This is a genomic window from Pseudomonas sp. FP2294 (genome assembly GCF_030687625.1).
GTDB lineage: Bacteria > Pseudomonadota > Gammaproteobacteria > Pseudomonadales > Pseudomonadaceae > Aquipseudomonas > Aquipseudomonas shahriarae.
Genome location: NZ_CP117441.1, coordinates 5,502,376 through 5,516,949, shown reverse-complemented (window position 1 = coordinate 5,516,949; position 14,574 = coordinate 5,502,376). Strand labels below are relative to the sequence as shown.

Genomic DNA, 14,574 nt, shown 5'->3' with positions numbered 1-14,574 from the left:
TCTGACACTGCACAAAAAAGGTGGGAGCTGGCAAGCCCACTCCCACCTTTGATCTGCATGTTACTTAGCTATTGGGCAACAACCGGCACGTAATGCTCTTGATGTAGCGCGTCTCGGCAATCGCCGGGTGCACCGGGTGGTCCGGGCCCTGGCCACCACGCTCCAGCATCTGGATATTGCGGTCCAGGTGGCGGGCGCTGGTCAGCAGGATGTTTTGCAGGTCGTCTTCCGGCAGGTGCATGGAGCACGAGGCGCTGACCAGGATGCCGTCCTTGCTGAGCAGGCGCATGGCTTGCTCATTGAGGCGGCGGTAAGCGCCTTCGCCGTTTTTCATGTCTTTTTTGCGTTTGATGAAGGCCGGTGGGTCGGCGACGATCACGTCGAAGCGCTCTTCGCTGGCTTTCAATTCTTTCAACGCTTCAAACACGTCGCCTTCGATGCAGGTCATCTTCTCGGCAACGCCGTTCAGCGCGGCGTTGCGTTCTACGCCATCCAGAGCAAAGGCCGAGGCATCGACGCAGAACACTTCACTGGCGCCAAACGCGGCAGCTTGCACGCCCCAGCCGCCGATGTAGCTGTACAGATCGAGAACGCGCTTGCCTTTGGCATACGGGGCCAGGCGTGCACGGTTCATGCGGTGGTCGTAGAACCAACCGGTCTTCTGGCCCTGGATCACCGGGGCTTCGAATTGCACGCCGTTTTCTTCCAGGGCAACCCATTCAGGGACCAGGCCGAACACGGTTTCGACGTAGCGGTTGAGGCCTTCGGCGTCGCGCGCGGCGGAATCGTTCTTGAACAGGATGCCGCTGGGCTTGAGCACTTGGGTCAGCGCGGCGATCACGTCTTCTTTATGGGCTTCCATGGTCGCCGAAGCGATCTGCACCACCAGGATATCGCCGAAACGGTCGACCACCAGGCCCGGCAGCAGGTCGGAGTCGCCGTAGACCAGGCGGTAGAACGGCTTGTCGAACAGGCGGTCGCGCAGGGACAGGGCGACGTTGATGCGGTGCACCAGCAGCGACTTGTCCAGCGGCAACTTGATATCGCGCGACAGCAGGCGCGCGCAGATCAGGTTGTTCGGGCTCATGGCCACGATGCCCAGGGTCTTGCCACCGGCCGCTTCGAGGATGGCCTGGTCGCCTGCCTGGAAGCCGTGGAGTGGGGTGGCGGCCACGTCGATTTCGTTGCTGTAGACCCACAGGTGGCCGTTGCGCAAACGACGATCGGCGTTGGCTTTGAGACGCAGGCTTGGCAGGGACATGACGTCGCTCCGGAAAAAAGAGCGGGAGTATACCCTTTGCGCGCCCGTTCATGTGGGCGCTGGCTTGCCTGCGATGCAGACGGCGCGGTGTATCTGACGTACGGCGGCGATGCAATCGCAGGCAAGCCAGCTCCCATATTGGATCGGGGTTCGGTTCGGGTTTTTGAGGTGTCGGTCAGCTTTGCTTAGAGGTTAGAATTCGCGCCTAGTCCAGAGTATGTACCTATGTCCCAAGAGCTTTCCGCCGAACAGATCCAACAGGCCCTGCAAGGCATCAGCGTGCCGCCCCAACCGCAAATCATGGTGGATTTGCAGATGGAGCAGTACATGCCCGATCCGGACCTGGAGGTGATTGCGCGGCTGATCTCCCAGGACCCGGGCCTCTCCGGCTCGTTGCTGAAAATCGTCAACTCGCCGTATTACGGCCTGAGCAACAAAATTGCCTCGATCCAGCGCGCGGTGAACCTGTTGGGCAGCCGCTCGATCGTCAACCTGATCAACGCCCAGTCGATCAAGGGCGAGATGAGCGATGACACCATCGTCACCCTCAACCGGTTCTGGGACACCGCCCAGGACGTGGCGATGACCTGCCTGACCCTGGCCAAGCGCACCGGCTCCCAGGCGGTAGACGAAGCCTATGCCCTGGGGCTGTTCCACGATTGTGGCGTGCCGCTGATGCTCAAGCGTTTCCCGGACTACATGAGCGTGCTGGAAGATTCCTACGCCAAGGCGGGGCCCGATTGTCGGGTGGTCGACACCGAGAACAGCGCGTTCCACACCAACCATGCGGTGGTGGGCTATTACACCGCCAAGTCCTGGCGCCTGCCGGAGCATGTGACCAACGCCATCGCCAACCACCACAATGCCCTGGCGATTTTCAGCGATGAGTCGGCGCGTAACAGCCCGCTGAAAAACCTGCTGGCGATCCTGAAGATGGCCGAGCATATCTGCGCGTCCTATCGGGTACTGGGCAACCAGACGGTGGACCATGAATGGGACAGCATCGGCCACCTGGTGCTGGATTACGTGGGCCTGTCGGACTACGACTTCGAGAACCTGAAGTTGTCGATCCGCGACTTGGGCGCGCACTAACCTTTCTATCGCGAGACGAATATGCCTGAGCTGCCAGAAGTCGAAACCACCCGGCGCGGAATTGCGCCGCACCTGGAAGGCCAGCGGGTCAGCCGCGTGGTGGTGCGTGAACGGCGCCTGCGCTGGCCGATCCCCGAAGACCTGGATGTGCGCCTGTCCGGGCAGCGCATCGTGCTGGTGGAGCGGCGGGCCAAGTACCTGCTGATCAACGCCGAAGTCGGCACCTTGATCAGCCACTTGGGCATGTCGGGCAATTTGCGCCTGGTGGAAGTCGGTCTACCGGCAGCCAAGCATGAGCATGTGGACATCGAACTGGAGTCGGGCCTGGCCCTGCGCTACACCGACCCCCGGCGCTTTGGCGCGATGCTCTGGAGCCAGGACCCGCACAACCACGAACTGCTGCTGCGCCTGGGACCGGAGCCGTTGACCGACCTGTTTGATGGCGAGCGCCTGTTCCAGCTGTCCCGTGGGCGCTCGATGGCGGTCAAGCCGTTCATCATGGACAACGCGGTGGTGGTGGGAGTGGGCAATATCTACGCGACCGAGGCGCTGTTTGCCGCCGGGATCGACCCGCGCCGGGAGGCCAAGGGCATTTCCCGTGGGCGTTACCTGAAGCTGGCGATCGAGATCAAACGCATCCTCGCGGCCGCCATCGAGCGCGGCGGTACGACATTGCGCGACTTTATCGGTGGCGATGGGCAGCCGGGGTATTTCCAGCAGGAACTGTTCGTCTACGGCCGGGGTGGCGAGGCGTGCAAGGTCTGCGGGAGCGAATTGCGCAATGTGATGTTGGGGCAGCGGGCGAGTGTGTTTTGCCCCAAGTGCCAGAGCTGATTGTGTGTGACGGCGGTTGCCGTCATCGCGGGCAAGCCCGCTCCCACATTTTGCTTTGTGAATACCTTCAAGTGTGGGAGCTGGCTTGCCTGCGATGAGGCCCGCCCAGCCACCACAAGGTCTCAGGCCTTGCCGGTAATCAACCGGTACTTCTCCATCAACTGCTCTTCAGTCTCAGGGTGTGCCTCATCCAGGGGGATGCAATCGACCGGGCACACTTGCTGGCACTGGGGTTCGTCGTAGTGGCCGACACACTGGGTGCACAGGTTGGGGTCGATCACGTAGATCTCTTCACCCTGGGAAATGGCAGCGTTCGGGCACTCGGGTTCGCAGACGTCGCAGTTGATGCAATCGTCGGTGATGATCAGGGACATGGAAACTCCTGCCAGGGCGCTCTGCCAAGGCATCTGAAAAACTAATGCGCGCAATTGTGCCGCATTGGCGCCCGCAGTGCGAGCGGGCGCCGGTCGAGCGGTCTTACTTCTTGAAGCGCAGCGTCAGCGCATCGGCGACCGCAGGGTGCACAAACTTGGTGATATCCCCGCCCAATGCCGCGATTTCCCGGACCAGGGTCGAAGAAATGAACGAATAACGTTCCGACGGCGTAAGAAACAGGCTCTCAACGTCCGGCGCCAGTTGGCGGTTCATATTGGCCAGCTGGAATTCATACTCGAAGTCCGACACCGCCCGCAGCCCGCGCAGGAATACATTGGCGTTCTGCTCCTTGGCGAAGTGTGCCAGCAGCGTCGAAAAGCCCACCACTTCCACGTTAGGCAGGTGCTTGGTGACCTCACGGGCCAACTCCACGCGCTGTTCCAGGGGAAACAGCGGGTTTTTCTTGGGGCTGGCCGCGACCGCGATGATCACATGGTCGAACAAGCGCGAGGCGCGTTCGACCAGATCGCCATGGCCTTTGGTAATCGGGTCGAAGGTACCTGGGTACAACACTCGGTTCATCGCGTCGTCCTGGCGGAGTCCGTTGGGGAACCGGATGGTATCGCAGCCATCCCGGTCGGCCAAGTCAACTTATTCAGAAGAAAGCACTATAGACACCGCGAATACCTGGTTTTTTCATGCTGTTTTCAGACGTTCGGCCAGCGCCGTCGCCAGTTGCGCGGTCAGGCCGTACACCGAAAGCTGGGGGTTGGCGCCGATACTGGTGGGGAACAGCGAGCCATCGTGGATCGACAGGTTGCGCAGTTGGTGATGCCGGCCAAGGCTGTCGGCCACGGCATTTTTCGGCTCTTCGCCCATGGCGCAACCGCCCATCACATGGGCGCTGCCCAGGCAGGTGCGATGCAGCTCCAGGTTCAGGCCGTCGATCAGGCTGCGGGCCTCGGCCAGTGTGCTGACGTAGCGCGCATCGTGGTGCAGTGGCTTGACCGACTTGGCGCCGGCGGCGAACTGGATCTCGGCCATGCTATGAAACGCCCGGCGCAGGCCGTCCCAGGCGTAGGGCGAGACCTCATAGTCGAGCACCGGCGTGCCATCGCCGCGCAGGCCGACGCTGCCGCCCTGGCTGTCGGGGTGGAAGCCGTCCCGCAGCAGCGCCAGCATCGCGTGGGTCTTGGGCAACTGGCTCATGTCCAGGGCGTTTTGCGTGCCATACCCCCCGAACAACGTGCTGGCCAGCGCCGGGTGCAAGGGTGGCGCTTCGAGCTTGTAGGACATTTTACCGGTGGTGCCGTCCTGCCATTGGAAGTGGTCGGAGTAGATCGACTGCGGCGCGCCGTAGAACGGGTTGATCACCTCATCGAACAGCCCCGCGGAAAAATTCACCAGATGCAGGAAGGTGCGCTTGCCCAGGCGCGAATGCGGGTCGGGTGCGTCCGAGCGCATCAACAGCGCGGGGCTGTTGATGCCGCCGCCGGCCAGCACGTAATGCTTGGCTTTGACCGTGATCTTGCGGCCGGTGGGCGCGACGCAACGGGAGTCCATGGCCACGCATTCGAGGCTGGTGATGGTATCGCCACTGAACTTCAAGCGCTCGGCGCGGGCCAGGTAGAGCAATTCGCCGCCTTGCTCCAGGGTCGAGGGAATGGTGGTCACCAGCATTGATTGCTTGGCGTTGACCGGGCAGCCCATGCCGCAATAGCCCAGGTTGAAGCAGCCGCGCACGTTGCGCGGGATCACATGCCAGCTGTAGCCGAGCTTTTCGCAGCCTTTGCGGATCACATCGTTGTTGGGGTTGGGCGGCAGGGCCCAGGGTGCGATGCCCAGGCGCTGCTCCATCTTTTCAAACCACGGCGCCATCTCGGCGCTGCTGTGGCCCTTGACCGCGTACTCGCTGGCCCAGTGAGCCAGGGTCGGGTCGGGCGTGCGAAAGCTCGAGGTCCAGTTGATCAGCGTGGTGCCGCCCACGGCGCGGCCCTGCAGGATGGTGATGGCGCCGTCCTTGCTCATGCGCCCGATGCCTTCCTGATACAGGCTGGCGTAGGCCTCGTCTTCCAGCAGCTTGAAATCGCTGCTGGTCTTGAGCGGGCCTTCTTCGATCAACAGCACTTTGTAGCCAGCGGCGCTGAGGATTTCTGCGGTGGTGCCACCGCCTGCGCCGCTGCCGATGATCGCGACATCGGCCTCCAGCACCAGGTCCTGGTCGAGGGCGGCGCCGTTATGGGTCTTCCAGCCGCGGGCCATGCCATCGCGGAACACATCAGGTACGGGCATCAGCTTGTTCTCTTATTGTTATGGCTACGGAGTGGCTATCAACGTGGGTTACCCAGGCTAGATCCTCGGTGGCCCGGGGTACCCGCAATGGGCCCAGGACTCGGGCCGGAAGTACCAGGCCATGATCACCAGCTTGAGCAGCGAGCCCTGGCCCATGCGCAGCAGGTTGAGGAAGCTGTTTTCCCAGCGATGCAGGAAGTTGCGGATCTGCTCGCTGCTGGCGTTTTCCCAACTGCCCCAGATGCCGGTCAGCGGGCCACGGGTGACGGCCATGCCCAGTACGTCGAACAACTGCTGGGTCAGCTTGAACATCTCCGGTGACAGGTGCTGCAGGCTGTAATCGAGTTTTTTCAGGGTGTCTTCAATGCCTGCCGCCACCACCTCGGCGCTGGCCGCGCCTTCGAGCAACACCGGGATCACTGCGCGCAAAAACGGCAGGTCGCTGTTGCGCAACATGGCAAAGCCGCTGGCGGGGGTACTGCTGGAGCAGCCGCTGAGGCTGGCGCCAAGGCCGGCGGTGGCCAGGAAGGCGCTGGCGCACAGGCCGATTTTCAAGACGCCGCGCCGCGACAGCGCGGGTGATTCAGTCAGGCTAGGGTTCATTTTTATTGTTGTCCCGGTGGTAACGGTTTTAGCGCACGAACAGCTTCTGGATCAGTTTCTGGATGGCTTTGCCATACGGCGGGTAAATCAGCTTGGCCGCATTCAGGCGCTGCTTGATCAGCACCCCCTTGGCCTTGCTGAAGGTGAGAAAACCCTCATGGCCATGGTAGTGGCCCATACCCGACGGGCCGATGCCGCCAAACGGCATATCGTCCTGGGCCACATGCAGCAGGGTGTCGTTCAGGCACACGCCGCCGGAATGGGTTTCGTGGAGTACGCGATTCTGTTCGGCCTTGTTGTAGCCGAAGTAATACAACGCCAGCGGGCGCGGGCGCTGGTTGATGTAGGCAAAGGCCTGGTCGATGCCGCGATAGGGCACGATGGGCAGCACCGGGCCGAAAATCTCGTCCTGCATCACGGTCATCTCATCGCTGACATTCAGCAGCAGGCTATGGGCCATGCGCCGGGCCTGGCCCTGGTCGTAGAGCGGCAACAGGGTCGCGCCCTTGTCGGTGGCGTCCTTGATGTAGGCATTGAGCCGGGCGAGTTGTCGCTCGTTGATGATTGCGGTGTAGTCCGGGTTGTCGGCCAGGGTCGGATAAAACCCGCGTACCGCCTGGGTGTAGGCCTCGACGAAACCGTCCACCCGGTCTTCGGGAACCAGCACGTAGTCCGGCGCCACACAGGTTTGCCCGGCATTCAGCGCCTTGCCGAATGCGATCCGTTCGGCGGCGTCTTTGAGTGGTACATCGGCCGAGACAATGGCTGGGGATTTGCCGCCCAGCTCCAGGGTGACTGGGGTCAGGTGCTCGGCGGCGGCGCGCATCACATGCTTGCCGATGCTGGTGGCCCCGGTGAACAGCAGGTGATCGAACGGCAGCTTGGAGAACGCCATGCCCACTTCGGCTTCGCCGAGCACCACGCACACCAGGTCGTCGGGGAAAATTTGCGCCAGCAGGGTCTTGAGCAGTTGGCCGGTGGCGGGGGTGGATTCGCTGAGCTTGAGCATCACCCGGTTACCCGCCGCCAGCGCGCCGACCAACGGCCCTATGGCCAGGTACAGCGGGTAGTTCCAGGGCACGATCACCCCGATAACGCCCAGGGGCTGATAGATCACTTTGGCAGATGCCGGCTGGAAGGCTATACCTACAGCGCGGCGCGATGGTTTCATCCAGCCTTTGAGGTGTTTGCTGGCGTAGTGAATGCCGTGCAGGCTGGGCATCAGTTCGGCGAATAGGGTTTCATCGGCGCTGCGATGGCTGAAATCGTTGCTGATGGCCTCGATCAGCGCCTGGCGCTCATCGCTGAGCAGGTCACGCAATGCCTTGAGCCACTGCTGGCGCTGCGCCGCTGGCGGCATCGGGTTGGCCGCGTAGGCGCGGCGCTGGGCAGCGAACAGGTCCTGGAGCTGGTCCAGCGCCTGGGAATCTTGCAGGTAGGCAACATTGGCAGACATGGCGCAGTTCCCGAATATTATTGGAGTACCTGGGTTTTAGAGTCATTGCTCTAATTTGTCAAATGCCTTCGCAGTAACATGCAGTTTTATCCTGGCAAGGATAGACCGTAAGATGTTTGCATCAGGATTCAAGAAGCCGATACCCCATGGCACCACGAGTAAAGACCAGCGAACGCATCGTGCAAACCAGCCTGGAGTTGTTCAACCAGCAGGGCGAGCGCAGCATCAGCACCAACCATATTGCCGCCCATATGGAAATATCCCCGGGCAACCTGTACTACCACTTCCCGAACAAGCAGGCGATTATCGCGGTGCTGTTTCGCGAGTATGAAGCCCTGGTGGACAGCTTCCTGCGCCCGCCCCAGGGGCGCGCCATGGTGGTCGAAGACAAGCGTTTCTACCTGCAGGCGGTACTGGCCGGCATGTGGCGCTACCGTTTTTTGCACCGTGACCTTGAGCATCTGCTGGAGAGCGACCCGGAGCTGGCCACCGGCTACCGGCGTTTCTCCCAGCGCTGCCTGATTCAGGGCGGCGCGATTTACCGGGGGTTTGTCGAGGCCGGGATCCTGAACATGGACCCGGTGCAGACCGAAGCCCTGACCCTCAATGCCTGGATTATCCTCACCTCCTGGGTGCGCTTTTTGTGCACCACCAACGAGAACTCCGCACACCTGAGCGCCGAGGCGATCAAGCGCGGGGTGTACCAGGTGCTGGTGCTGGAGGCGGGGTTTATCACGCCACAGGCCAAAGAAGCCGTGGACGCGTTGTTCAAGGAATTTTACGTGCCGTTAAGTCAGGCACTGGAAGAAGTGAAGTAGGCCCTTTCCCGAACGTATTTCCAGGAGTCCGTTATGCCGCTTGCACAACTGATCAGCCCGCAACAACTGGCCGAGCGCCAGCAGCACGCAGGCTTAGTCATCCTCGATTGCCGGTTTGCCCTGGAAGATCCGGATTACGGGCGTTGCAGCTATGCCGAAGGGCATATCGAGGGGGCACAGTATGCCGATCTGGAACGCCACCTCAGCGGGCCGGTGACTAAAGGCGTGACTGGACGCCATCCGCTGCCGGCACCCGAGGCGCTGGTCCAGCAGTTGCGGGCCTGGGGCATCCATGCCGACAGCGAAATCGTGCTGTATGACGATGGTCCTGGCGCATATGCCGCCCGTGCCTGGTGGCTGCTGGCCTGGTTGGGCAAGCGCGACGGGGTGTCGATCCTCGATGGTGGCCTGAAGGCCTGGCACAGCGCCGGTTTCCCTTTGAGCCTGGATGCGCCGGGCACCGAGCCGGGGACCTTTGCTGGCACTGCCGACTACGACCTGCTACTGGACGCAGAGCACCTGCAAAAACGCCTGGGCCAGCCGGGCCTGACACTGATCGACGCCCGGGCCTTGCCGCGCTTTCGCGGTGAGGTGGAACCCATCGACCCGATTGCCGGGCATATTCCCGGCGCGCAATGTGCGGCGTTCAGCGAGAACCTGGGCAGTGACGGGCGCTTCTTGCCGGTGGAGCAGCTCAAGCAGCGGTTTGCCGACAAGCTGCAAGGTCGTTCGCCGAATGAGTTGGTGGCGTATTGCGGCTCGGGCGTGACGGCGTGTCACAACCTGTTTGCCCTGAGCCTGGCGGGGTATCCGTTGGGCAAGTTGTATGCGGGGTCGTGGAGTGAGTGGATCAATGATCCGCAGCGGGCAATTGCTACTGGCGACTGATTTCACCAGGCAAGCCAGCCACATTATTTATCGAGTTGAGACAGCAGCCATTGCGGGATCCGCCGCTCCAGGTAGTACCCGGGCTGTTTCAGCGAACCATCGACAAACCCCACGTGACCGCCCTTGGCCTGCAATTCAAACTCGATGCAGTCCGACAGTTCACTGGCCTGGGGCAGGCTGTGGGCAAACACAAAAGGATCATCTGCCGCCTGGATGATCAGCGTCGGTGTGCGAATCGCCCCGAGGAAGTAACGGCTCGACGCCCGCCGGTAATAGTCCTCGGCACTCAGGTAGCCATGCAATGGCGCAGTGACGCGCCCATCGAAATCCCAGAACGTGCGCATCTTTTCCAGGGAGCCCAGCTCGGCCAGGGTTTTCAGTGCTTCTTCGCGACCATCCTGTAGGAATTGGCGCTGCTTGACCCGGATATAGCCGAGCATCTCGCGCATGAAGTGCTTCTGATAGACCCGTGAAAAGCCCAGGCCGATACGGTCGGCGCACTGGTCCAGGCGAAATGGTACCGACACCGCGGCCGCGCCTTGCAGGCCGGAGTTGTCGCCGGTTTCGCCCAAGTGCTTGAGCAACACATTGCCGCCCAGGGAGTAACCCACGGCATACAGCGGCGCCAATGGGCGCTTGGCCCGCAGGTGCGCGATGGCGGCCGCCAGGTCTTCACTGGCCCCGGAGTGATAACTGCGGGCCAGCAGGTTGGGTTCGCCGGAACAACCACGCCAATTCAACGCGACACTGGCCCAGCCCTGACTGGCCAGGGCTTTTTGCAGGCCGGCGACGTAGGGCGAATTGGACGAGCCGGTCAGCCCATGCAGCACCAGTACCAGGGGCGCATGCGGGTCGTGGGGGCCGTGCCAGTCGAGGTCGAGGAAGTCGCCATCCTCCAGCCATAGGCGCTCGCGTTGGCGTTCGAGGTGGGTGGTGGGGCGCCAGAGCGGGCCCCACAACGTTTGCAGGTGAGGGTTGCCGAGGCCGAAGGCGGGGGTGAAGCGGTGGGAGGGTTGCGGCACGATGGGTGGTCTCGACACTGCTTTAATGTTGGCTGCGTATTTTGTGGCTGTGGCTGTGGCTGTGGCTTGTGGCTTGTGGCTTGTGGCTATGGCTGTGGCTGTGGCTGTGGCGAGCGGGCTTGCCCGCGTTGGACTGCGCAGCAGTCCCATTTTCTAGGGTCGCTGCGCAACCCAACGCGGGCAAGCCCGCTCGCCACAGTAAAGTGGCTTGCCACGTTATTTAGTCAGCGGTCTGGACCGTACGTTGCCACAACGCGTAATACACCCGCCCGGATTTTTGTTCGCGGTGCAGGCGCCAGTTGCCCGGCAGGCCCAGGGTCGACGGCGCGGTTTCGCTTTCGGTGTAGACCCAGGCGTCATCGGCCAGCCACTGGCGCTCTTCCAGCAGCGCGCAGACGGTTGGCAACAGGTTCTGGTTGAACGGCGGGTCGAGGAACACCACGTCGAATGCACTGGCTGGCTGGGTTTCCAGGTAGCGCAGGGCATCGGCGGTTTGGACGTGACCGGTGGTGCAACGCAGGGTGCCCAGGTGTTCGCGCAGGCTGGAAACCGCCACGTTGCTCGCGTCCAGGGCCTGACCCAGGGCGGCGCCACGGGACAGGGACTCGAGGAACAGCGCGCCGCTGCCGGCGAACGGGTCAAGCACCTTGGCCCCTTCGATGTACGGCGCGAGCCAGTTGAACAGGGTCTCGCGGACCCGGTCCGGAGTCGGGCGCAGGCCCACGACATCGGGGAAGCTCAGCTTGCGGCTGCGCCATTGGCCGCCAATGATGCGCAGCTGGCCCACACCGTTATGCACGTTATGGACAGGTTTTTTAGGGCGGGATGGACTAGCCATTAATGCTCCGGAACCCCGAGCGGCTGCTCGGCAGGTTTATCAGTGGGGGGCGGTAGTGGCTTTTGCGCGGTGGTGGGACCAGCGGTCACGATCACCATTTTATCGCTGCTCAAGTGCTTGTTCAGTGCAGCCTTGACCTGTTCGGTAGTCAGGGCCTGGGATTGCTTCATGAAGTCTTCCAGGTAGTTGAGCGGCAGGTTGTAGAAACCCATGGCGCCCAGTTGCCCGACGATATCGGCGTTGCTCGCAGTGGACAGCGGGAAGCTGCCGGCCAGTTCGCGCTTGGCGTCATCCAGTTCTTTTTGCGTCGGCCCGGTCTTGAGGTAGTCGGCCAGCACTTGCTCCACCAGGCGCAAGGTGCCGCCGCTCATCTCGGCGCGGGTCTGCAGGTTGATCATGAACGGACCACGCACCTGCATCGGCGAGAAGCCCGAGTACACGCCATAGGTCAGGCCGCGCTTCTCGCGCACTTCGCTCATCAAGCGGGTGCCAAAGCCACCGCCGCCAAGGATCTGGTTGCCCAGGGACAGGGCCGCGTAGTCCGGATCGGCGCGGTTGATGCCCAGTTGTGCGAACAACAGGTGCGTCTGCTTGGAGGGAAACTCGATATGCCCCAGGCCGGCCTTGGGCTCGGTCGGCTCGGCGATCTTCGCCAGTGCCGGGCCCTTGGGCAGGGATGCGGACACTTTGGCTGCCATGGCTTCGGCGTCGGCACGGGACAGGTCGCCGACCATCGCGATCACCGCGTTACCGGCGGCGTAGGCCTTGGCGTGGAATGCCTTCAGCTGTGCCTGGGTAATGGCCGGAACGCTCTCGGGCGTGCCTTCGCTCGGGTGCGCATAGGGATGATCGCCGTACAGGCGCTTGAACAGCTCGATACTCGCCAGCTTGCCCGGGTTCTGCTTCTGGTACTCGAAGCTGGCCAGCAACTGGTTCTTGATCCGCGCCAGGGAGTCGGCGGGGAAGGTCGGCTGGCCGATCACCTGGTCAAACAGCGTGAGGGCGGCCTCGCGCTTGTCGGCGGCACTGAGGCTGCGCAGCGACACCAGCGCCATATCGCGGTAGGCGCCGTTGCTGAAATCCGCCCCCAGGCCTTCAAAACCGGCGGCAATCTGCCCCACATCCTTGCCCGGCACGCCTTCGTTGAGCATGGCGTTGGTCAGCAGGGCCAGGCCCGGCGTGTTGCCGTCCTGGCTGCTGCCGGCAGCGAACAGGATGCGCATGTCGAACATCGGCAGTTCGTGGGCTTCGACGAACAGCACCTTGGCGCCTTCAGCGGTGTTCCAGGTCTGCACGTTGAGCTGGCGGTTGGTCGGGTTCTTGCCGTCCAGTTCTGCCAGGGATTGCAGGGTCTTGCTGGACTTGGCCTGCTCCAGCGCCGGGCTGGCAACGGAGTCGTCCGGGCGACCGATATACACCGCGACTGCCGCCACCAGAGTCACGACGATCAGGCCAGGCAGCACCAGGCGGTTGTTTCTGCGATCACTCATGAGTGCTCTCCTGTGGCATGACATGGGCGACACTCAGGCGTTCGCGGGTGAAATACGTGCGCGCGGCCTTCTGGATGTCTTCGGGCGTCACGCTTTGCAGTTCGGCAAGCTCGGTGTCCATGAGTTTCCACGACAGGCCGACCGTTTCCAGGGAGCCAATGGCTGTGGCCTGGCTGGTGATGGAGTCACGCTCGTAGACCAACCCGGCAATGACCTGGGCGCGAATACGCTCCAGTTCCTCGGCGGTCGGTGGCTTGGCCTTGAGTTCATCCAGCAGGCGCCAGAGCCCGGCTTCGGCCTGGGCCACGGTTTTCTTCTTCTGCTGGTTGGGGGTGGCGCTCAAGGTGAACAGGCTGTCGCCGCGGGTGTAGGCGTCGTAGCTGGTCGAGGCAGCCGACACCAATTCTTCACCGCGTTCCAGCTGGCTCGGGATGCGCGCGCTGTAGCCGCCATCGAGCAGTGCCGAGATCAGGCGCAGGGCGTTGACCGAGCGCTTGTCTTCGGCGGTGGCCAGGCCCGGTACGTTGAAGCCGAGGATGACGCTCGGTAGCTGCGTCTGCACATGCATGGTCAGCAGGCGTTCGCCCGGCTCGGCCAGTTCCAGGGGCTTTTTCGCCGGTGGTACGTCACGCTTGGGGATCGGGCCGAAGTAACGTTGGGCCAGGGTTTTCACCTCGTCCGGGGTCACGTCGCCGACCACCACCAGGGTGGCGTTGTTCGGCACATACCAGGATTGGTACCAGTGGCGCAGTTCCTCGACCTTCATGCGGTCCAGGTCGGCCATCCAGCCGATGGTCGGCGTGTGATAGCCGCTGGCCGGGTAGGCCATGGCCTTGAAGCGTTCGAAGGCCTTGGACATCGGATTGTCATCGGTGCGCAGGCGGCGCTCCTCCTTGATGACTTCGATCTCGCGGCTGAATTCGTCGGCCGGCAGGCGCAGGGTGGCCATGCGGTCGGCTTCCAGCTCCAGGGCCACGCCCAGGCGGTCGCGGGCCAGCACTTGGTAGTAGGCGGTGTAGTCGTCGCTGGTGAAGGCGTTCTCTTCGGCGCCCAGGTCGCGCAGGATCAACGAGGCTTCGCCGGGGCCGGTCTTGGAGCTGCCCTTGAACATCATGTGTTCCAGGGCGTGGGACAAACCGGTCTGGCCAGGGGTTTCATAGCTGGAGCCGACCTTGTACCAGACCTGCGAGACCACCACCGGGGCGCGATGGTCTTCGCGCACGACGACCTTGAGGCCGTTGTCCAGGGTGAATTCATGGGTGGGTTGTGGGTCGGCAGCCAAGGCTGAAAGGGGCAGACAAACTGTGCTGAGCAGCAGGCCTGCGGCGCGGCGGGCTAGAGCATTCATTCGTTTTTAAACCTGTTGGGCTGCCCGCTTGGTCTTAGCGTCGGCGGGCGAGGAGGTGCTAGGATACTGATCCGTATTAGCGGCGGCCACTGCGGCTGTCATATCGTTTCGGATCCAGTCGTCGTAAAGATGGAGTTATCCGTGGGTTTCCCCGGTTTTAATTCGCTTTTCGCCGATTTTATCGCTTCAGTCCTATATTGAATCGATTTGTTGAGGCTGTATTCACGCCTCACAAAATGCTGCGCATGAACAAGCTG

Annotated in this window: 14 protein-coding genes; 4 read left to right on the top strand and 10 right to left on the bottom strand. The window is 62.5% G+C overall.

Going from position 1 to position 14,574, the window contains the following annotated elements; all coding sequences use genetic code 11:
- Positions 1 to 64 precede the first annotated feature (64 nt).
- Positions 65 to 1,261, bottom strand: coding sequence for a class I SAM-dependent rRNA methyltransferase (locus tag PSH73_RS24950; protein WP_057440391.1), 1,197 nt, complete (start codon positions 1,259 to 1,261; stop codon positions 65 to 67).
- Positions 1,262 to 1,540: 279 nt separating this feature from the next.
- Between PSH73_RS24950 and PSH73_RS24945 the strand changes: the two genes are divergently transcribed.
- Complete coding sequence (locus PSH73_RS24945; RefSeq protein ID WP_305462739.1) at positions 1,541 to 2,353, top strand: HDOD domain-containing protein; 813 nt, start codon at positions 1,541 to 1,543, stop codon at positions 2,351 to 2,353.
- 21 nt (positions 2,354 to 2,374) lie between these two features.
- The gene (gene mutM / locus PSH73_RS24940) at positions 2,375 to 3,187 is read left to right on the top strand and encodes a bifunctional DNA-formamidopyrimidine glycosylase/DNA-(apurinic or apyrimidinic site) lyase (RefSeq protein ID WP_057440389.1); all 813 of its coding nucleotides are present in this window, start codon (positions 2,375 to 2,377) and stop codon (positions 3,185 to 3,187) included.
- A 122-nt stretch (positions 3,188 to 3,309) separates the two neighbouring features.
- Here mutM and PSH73_RS24935 read toward each other — a convergent pair whose 3' ends face one another.
- From PSH73_RS24935 to PSH73_RS24915, 5 genes are all read right to left on the bottom strand, one after another.
- The gene (locus PSH73_RS24935; protein ID WP_003213796.1) at positions 3,310 to 3,561 is read right to left on the bottom strand and encodes a YfhL family 4Fe-4S dicluster ferredoxin; all 252 of its coding nucleotides are present in this window, start codon (positions 3,559 to 3,561) and stop codon (positions 3,310 to 3,312) included.
- A 103-nt stretch (positions 3,562 to 3,664) separates the two neighbouring features.
- Positions 3,665 to 4,144 (bottom strand): pantetheine-phosphate adenylyltransferase, encoded by a 480-nt coding sequence (gene coaD, locus PSH73_RS24930; protein WP_003176711.1) that lies wholly within the window; start codon positions 4,142 to 4,144, stop codon positions 3,665 to 3,667.
- Positions 4,145 to 4,258: 114 nt separating this feature from the next.
- The gene (locus PSH73_RS24925; RefSeq protein ID WP_057960897.1) at positions 4,259 to 5,854 is read right to left on the bottom strand and encodes a GMC family oxidoreductase; all 1,596 of its coding nucleotides are present in this window, start codon (positions 5,852 to 5,854) and stop codon (positions 4,259 to 4,261) included.
- Positions 5,855 to 5,911: 57 nt separating this feature from the next.
- Positions 5,912 to 6,457, bottom strand: coding sequence for a hypothetical protein (locus PSH73_RS24920; protein WP_057960896.1), 546 nt, complete (start codon positions 6,455 to 6,457; stop codon positions 5,912 to 5,914).
- Between the two features lie 28 nt (positions 6,458 to 6,485).
- Positions 6,486 to 7,913 (bottom strand): coniferyl aldehyde dehydrogenase, encoded by a 1,428-nt coding sequence (locus PSH73_RS24915; RefSeq protein WP_057960895.1) that lies wholly within the window; start codon positions 7,911 to 7,913, stop codon positions 6,486 to 6,488.
- 146 nt (positions 7,914 to 8,059) lie between these two features.
- Here PSH73_RS24915 and PSH73_RS24910 point away from each other — a divergent pair, with 146 nt between their 5' ends.
- Together PSH73_RS24910 and PSH73_RS24905 are read left to right on the top strand one after the other, a co-directional pair.
- Positions 8,060 to 8,731, top strand: coding sequence for a TetR/AcrR family transcriptional regulator (locus PSH73_RS24910; protein ID WP_029300622.1), 672 nt, complete (start codon positions 8,060 to 8,062; stop codon positions 8,729 to 8,731).
- A 33-nt stretch (positions 8,732 to 8,764) separates the two neighbouring features.
- Positions 8,765 to 9,619, top strand: a complete 855-nt coding sequence (locus PSH73_RS24905; RefSeq protein ID WP_057440387.1) for a sulfurtransferase — start codon at positions 8,765 to 8,767, stop codon at positions 9,617 to 9,619.
- Between the two features lie 23 nt (positions 9,620 to 9,642).
- Here PSH73_RS24905 and PSH73_RS24900 read toward each other — a convergent pair whose 3' ends face one another.
- The 4 genes from PSH73_RS24900 to PSH73_RS24885 all read right to left on the bottom strand — a co-directional run bounded on the left by PSH73_RS24900 (position 9,643) and on the right by PSH73_RS24885 (position 14,317).
- On the bottom strand, positions 9,643 to 10,641 hold the full coding sequence (locus PSH73_RS24900; RefSeq protein WP_057960894.1) for a hydrolase: 999 nt from the start codon (positions 10,639 to 10,641) through the stop codon (positions 9,643 to 9,645).
- A 220-nt stretch (positions 10,642 to 10,861) separates the two neighbouring features.
- Positions 10,862 to 11,479, bottom strand: a complete 618-nt coding sequence (rsmD, locus tag PSH73_RS24895) for a 16S rRNA (guanine(966)-N(2))-methyltransferase RsmD (protein ID WP_057960893.1) — start codon at positions 11,477 to 11,479, stop codon at positions 10,862 to 10,864.
- Positions 11,479 to 12,969 carry a pitrilysin family protein gene (locus tag PSH73_RS24890; RefSeq protein ID WP_305461569.1) on the bottom strand — a complete coding sequence of 497 codons (1,491 nt, stop codon included), beginning with the start codon at positions 12,967 to 12,969 and terminating at the stop codon, positions 11,479 to 11,481. Before PSH73_RS24890 ends, rsmD begins: the two co-directional genes overlap by 1 nt.
- Positions 12,962 to 14,317 (bottom strand): pitrilysin family protein, encoded by a 1,356-nt coding sequence (locus PSH73_RS24885; protein WP_057440385.1) that lies wholly within the window; start codon positions 14,315 to 14,317, stop codon positions 12,962 to 12,964. Before PSH73_RS24885 ends, PSH73_RS24890 begins: the two co-directional genes overlap by 8 nt.
- Positions 14,318 to 14,574: the final 257 nt, after the last annotated feature.

What these genes read in the sequence shown, in the direction of transcription:
- PSH73_RS24950 (WP_057440391.1), bottom strand. Translation starts at nt 1,261, where the DNA reads ATGTCCCTGCCAAGCCTGCGTCTCAAAGCCAACGCCGATCGTCGTTTG.
- mutM (WP_057440389.1), top strand. Translation starts at nt 2,375, where the DNA reads ATGCCTGAGCTGCCAGAAGTCGAAACCACCCGGCGCGGAATTGCGCCG.
- PSH73_RS24935 (WP_003213796.1), bottom strand. Translation starts at nt 3,561, where the DNA reads ATGTCCCTGATCATCACCGACGATTGCATCAACTGCGACGTCTGCGAA.
- coaD (WP_003176711.1), bottom strand. Translation starts at nt 4,144, where the DNA reads ATGAACCGAGTGTTGTACCCAGGTACCTTCGACCCGATTACCAAAGGC.
- PSH73_RS24925 (WP_057960897.1), bottom strand. Translation starts at nt 5,854, where the DNA reads ATGCCCGTACCTGATGTGTTCCGCGATGGCATGGCCCGCGGCTGGAAG.
- PSH73_RS24920 (WP_057960896.1), bottom strand. Translation starts at nt 6,457, where the DNA reads ATGAACCCTAGCCTGACTGAATCACCCGCGCTGTCGCGGCGCGGCGTC.
- PSH73_RS24915 (WP_057960895.1), bottom strand. Translation starts at nt 7,913, where the DNA reads ATGTCTGCCAATGTTGCCTACCTGCAAGATTCCCAGGCGCTGGACCAG.
- PSH73_RS24910 (WP_029300622.1), top strand. Translation starts at nt 8,060, where the DNA reads ATGGCACCACGAGTAAAGACCAGCGAACGCATCGTGCAAACCAGCCTG.
- PSH73_RS24905 (WP_057440387.1), top strand. Translation starts at nt 8,765, where the DNA reads ATGCCGCTTGCACAACTGATCAGCCCGCAACAACTGGCCGAGCGCCAG.
- rsmD (WP_057960893.1), bottom strand. Translation starts at nt 11,479, where the DNA reads ATGGCTAGTCCATCCCGCCCTAAAAAACCTGTCCATAACGTGCATAAC.
- PSH73_RS24890 (WP_305461569.1), bottom strand. Translation starts at nt 12,969, where the DNA reads ATGAGTGATCGCAGAAACAACCGCCTGGTGCTGCCTGGCCTGATCGTC.
- PSH73_RS24885 (WP_057440385.1), bottom strand. Translation starts at nt 14,317, where the DNA reads ATGAATGCTCTAGCCCGCCGCGCCGCAGGCCTGCTGCTCAGCACAGTT.